This window comes from Nakamurella sp., assembly GCF_048594475.1.
Taxonomy (GTDB): domain Bacteria; phylum Actinomycetota; class Actinomycetes; order Mycobacteriales; family Nakamurellaceae; genus Nakamurella.
Genome location: NZ_JBMDXT010000301.1, coordinates 1 through 3,784, shown reverse-complemented (window position 1 = coordinate 3,784; position 3,784 = coordinate 1). Strand labels below are relative to the sequence as shown.

Sequence of the window (3,784 nt, the reverse complement as noted above, 5' to 3'; positions counted from 1 at the left end):
AGCTCGTCGAAGCCGGCCTTGGCCTGCCGCCGCATGGCCCGGTTGTCCATGAACCCGAAGCGGCCGAGCAGTCCCTTGGCCGGGATCTCCCGGCCGAGGAACACGTTCTGCGCCGGGTCCAGGTGCGGGGCCAGCGCCAGGTCCTGGTAGACGACCTCGATGCCCAGCTCCGAGGCGTGCTGCTGCGAGGTGATCGTGACCGGCCGGCCGTCGAACTCGATCTGACCCGAATCCAGGGCGAGGTTGCCCGACAGGGCCTTGACCAGGGTCGACTTCCCGGCCCCGTTGTCACCGATCAGGGCGACGACCTCGCCGGGCTCGATGTCGAAGTCGCAGTCGTTCAGCGCCTGAACGCTGCCGAAGCTGCGGGTCAGTCCGCGGGCCTGGAGCACCGGACTCATGTGACTACACCACCTTTGGGTAGTAGGGCCGGAGCCCGGGGGGATGGGCCCGAGTCCGGCGGCGACTGCCGCCGGCTAGCGGGCCGGAAACGCTTGGGGGACAACGTCTGCGCGGCGTCAGGTGCGGCTCGGTGGCCGGCCCGGCGCTCGTCGTTGGATTGAACTGTAGAGCATCGGAGGCATCCATGTCACGGGTGTCATGCGAATTTTTTCGGCCGTCTCCGGGGGCCCGGACGCGGGGTCGCCGGGACCGCCCCCGGCCGCACCGCCGGGACCGCCGGCGTGGGTCCGGGCAAGGGCGGGGAGCGTGGGCCAAAGACGACGATGACCGGACGGGCGACCCCCCGAGGGTCGCCCGTCCGGTCGGTCGGGGAACCGGCGGTCAGCCGGTCAGGGCCGCGCCCCGGACCGGCGCAGCGACGCCGTCCCGGTGCGAAGTCATTGCCGCACGGAAGATCTCGTGGGTCAGCGCGGCCTCCTCGGGACGGACCGTGCCGAACCGTTCGCCCAGTGCGCCCGCCCGCTCGGCCAGGAAGGCCGCCCACATCTGCAGGATCGAGTCGCTGAAGCCGGTCTCGAAGATGCCGCCGGTGACGGTCGGCCAGACCGACTGGCTGCCCACGTCCAGCTGGTGCCAGACCTGCTCCCGGCCGATGCCCGGGATGTCGCGGACCCCGAACACCTCGACCGTCTTCGGGTTCTTGGTCGAGAACCGGACCCCGCCGTCGAGGCCGATGGCCTGGAACGTCCAGGTGTTCTTCTGGCCGGGATCGATCCGCTTGGTCCGGGTGGTCAGCGGAAACTCCTGGCCGTCGTGCCGGCTCCAGCAGTGCAGGGTCGCGTTGTCCCAGGTGTCGCACGGGACCGGCGTGCCGTCCGGGCCCGGCCGCGTGGTCACGATGTTCTGCAGCACGCCGTAGACCCGTTCCGGCGCCCAGCCCAGCCGCAGCGGCAGGTGCCAGGTGTGCATGCCCAGATCGTTGAGCACGCCGGCCTCGCCGCAGGTGGCGATCCGGCGCTTCCAGTTGATGCCCTTGCGCACGTCCTGGTCGCTGGAGTGCAGGAACGCGTTGCCGGCCTCGATGATCTGGCCCAGCGCGCCCGACCGCACGTACTCGGCGGCCCACTGCGCGCCGGGGAAGAACGGCATCTCGCTCGAGCACCGGACGAAGCTCTCCGGATGTGCCTCGATCGACCGCATGATGGCCTGAGCGGCGGCGCCGTCGATGCCGAACGGCTTCTCCGCCAGCAGGTCCTTACCGGCCTCGATCACGTCGGTGTAGATCTGTTCGTGCAGGTCGTGCCGGACGGCGACGTACAGCACGTCGATCGCCGGGTCGGACAGCAGGTCGCGGTAGTCGGTCACCTTGGTGGTGACCGTGTCGATCTGGTCGAACCAGGTCATCGCGGCCGGGTTGACGTCGCAGACCGCGGTCAGCCGGGGCCGCACCGGGTGGTCGATGAGGGCCGGCCAGCGCTGCAGCGCGGCGGCGATCTCGCGGCCCATGAGGCCGCCGCCGACGATCGCGACGTTCACCGTCTGCGGGGTCACTTGGCGTACTCCGTGACCAGCTTGAGCGCGGCGTCCACGCCCAGGCCCTCGTGCAGCACGGCCATCAGTGCGGCGGTGATGCCGGCCGGCGACGGGTGCTGGATGATGTTGCGGCCGTAGACGATTCCGCTCGCTCCGGCGTCGAGCACGGCGACCGTGCGCTCGAGCAGGGTGCGGTCGTCGACCCGCCCGCCGCCGCGGACCAGGACCGGGATGCCGCCGGCCACGGCGATCACCTTGCGGTAGTCGGCGATGTCGGTGGTGGGATCGGCCTTGATCAGGTCGGCGCCGAGCTCGACGGCCTGCCGGACCAGGGTGACCACCTTGGCGGTGTCGCCGTCGACCATGTAGCCGCCGCCGGCCGTCGCGTTGTCCTGCATCACCAGGGGCTCGACCATCAGGGGCATGCCGTAGCGGGTGGCCTGCTCGCGCAGCGCCATGATCGACCGGATGTTGGCGTCGCGGATGGCCGGGTGGCCGGGCAGCTGCATCAGGTTCGCGCAGACGGCGACCGCGTCCAGCCGCACGGCCTCCTCGATCGCGAAGGGCACGTGGTGGCTGAACAGGTGCTCGTCGAGCGGGTTGCCGTAGACGTTCGCGACGTCGGTGCGCAGCACCAGCGACGGCTTGGCCTTGCCCGGCACGGACTGCAGGTGCCGCGCCTGGCCGATGGTCAGCTGGACCGCGTCCGGGCCGACCTCGACGAGGGTCCGGACGACCGACGGCATGTCCTCGATCCCGCCGATGAAGGACGGCTCGCCGAAGAACCCGTGGTCGACCGCGACGTCCAGGGCGCGCCCGGACGTGGGGTTGAACAGCCGGTTGAGTCGGTACAGGGACATCTTTGTCGTCTCCAAGAGGGGTGTTCGGGGCGCCGATGGTTGGTGCGGCGCCGTCGAACGTGAGGGTAGCCAGAACGAAACAACGTTGTCTAGACTTCGGAACAACGTTGTTTCAGGTGCCGGTCGGGCACCCTCACCGCCGAGGAAGGTCCCCAAGTGCACTCCATCGCTGTGGCCGGGCACATCTGCGTCGACGTCACGCCGACCCTCGGCGCCTCCGCCGCCCTGACCCCGGGGCGGCTGATCGAGGTCGGCCCGCTGTCCCTGGGTCTGGGCGGCTGCGTCGCCAACACCGCGCGGGCGCTCGGTGCCCTGGGGGCTCCGGTGCTGGCCTGCGCGCTGGTCGGGGACGACGAACTCGGTCGCTACGCCGCCCGGGCGGTGGCCGACCTGCCCGGGGTGCGCAGCCGGCTCACCGTGCGACCGGGACGCGGCACGTCCTACAGCCTGGTCCTCGAGCCCCCGGGCGCCGACCGCACGTTCTGGCACCACACCGGGGTCAACAGCGACTTCACCGGCGAGTCGGTCGATCTCGACGGCGATCTCAGGGCCGCCGACCTGCTGCACGTCGGGTATCCGTCGCTGCTGCCCGGGCTGCTGGCGGACGGCGCGGCCGAGCTCGTCGCGCTGCTGCGGCGGGCCCGGTCGGCCGGGCTGACCACCTCGGTCGACCTGGCCGTGATCGATCCGGAGTCCTCCGCCGGCGGGCTCGACTGGGCGGCCATCCTGCGCCGGGCGCTGCCGCTGATCGACGTGATCACGCCCAGCGTCGACGACCTGGTCTCGGCCCTGGGCATCGCCGAGCCGGTGACGCCGGAGCTGGTGGAGGCCCTGGCCGACCGGTTGCTGGAGTGGGGCGCCGGGGTCGCCGCGGTCTCCTCGGGGGCCGGCGGGCTGCGGTTGCGGGCCGCCGGGGCCGACCGGCTCACCCGGGCCGGCCGGGTCCTGCGCCCGCTGGCCGACCGGTGGGCCGGCGCCGCCCTCTGGCA

The 3,784-nt window shown here is 71.9% G+C and carries 4 protein-coding genes; 1 reads left to right on the top strand and 3 read right to left on the bottom strand.

Annotated features, from left to right (window positions below; genetic code table 11):
* From ACOJUF_RS13855 to ACOJUF_RS13845, 3 genes are all read right to left on the bottom strand, one after another.
* Positions 1–401, bottom strand: a 401-nt coding sequence (locus tag ACOJUF_RS13855; RefSeq protein ID WP_420122418.1) for an ATP-binding cassette domain-containing protein, incomplete at its 3' end; no start/stop codon positions are given.
* Between the two features lie 382 nt (positions 402–783).
* Complete coding sequence (locus ACOJUF_RS13850; RefSeq protein ID WP_420122417.1) at positions 784–1,953, bottom strand: Gfo/Idh/MocA family protein; 1,170 nt, start codon at positions 1,951–1,953, stop codon at positions 784–786.
* Positions 1,950–2,795, bottom strand: a complete 846-nt coding sequence (locus ACOJUF_RS13845; protein ID WP_420122416.1) for a class I fructose-bisphosphate aldolase — start codon at positions 2,793–2,795, stop codon at positions 1,950–1,952. Before ACOJUF_RS13845 ends, ACOJUF_RS13850 begins: the two co-directional genes overlap by 4 nt.
* Before the next feature lie 156 nt (positions 2,796–2,951).
* Here ACOJUF_RS13845 and ACOJUF_RS13840 point away from each other — a divergent pair.
* Positions 2,952–3,784, top strand: an 833-nt coding sequence (locus tag ACOJUF_RS13840) for a carbohydrate kinase family protein (RefSeq protein WP_420122415.1), incomplete at its 3' end; no start/stop codon positions are given.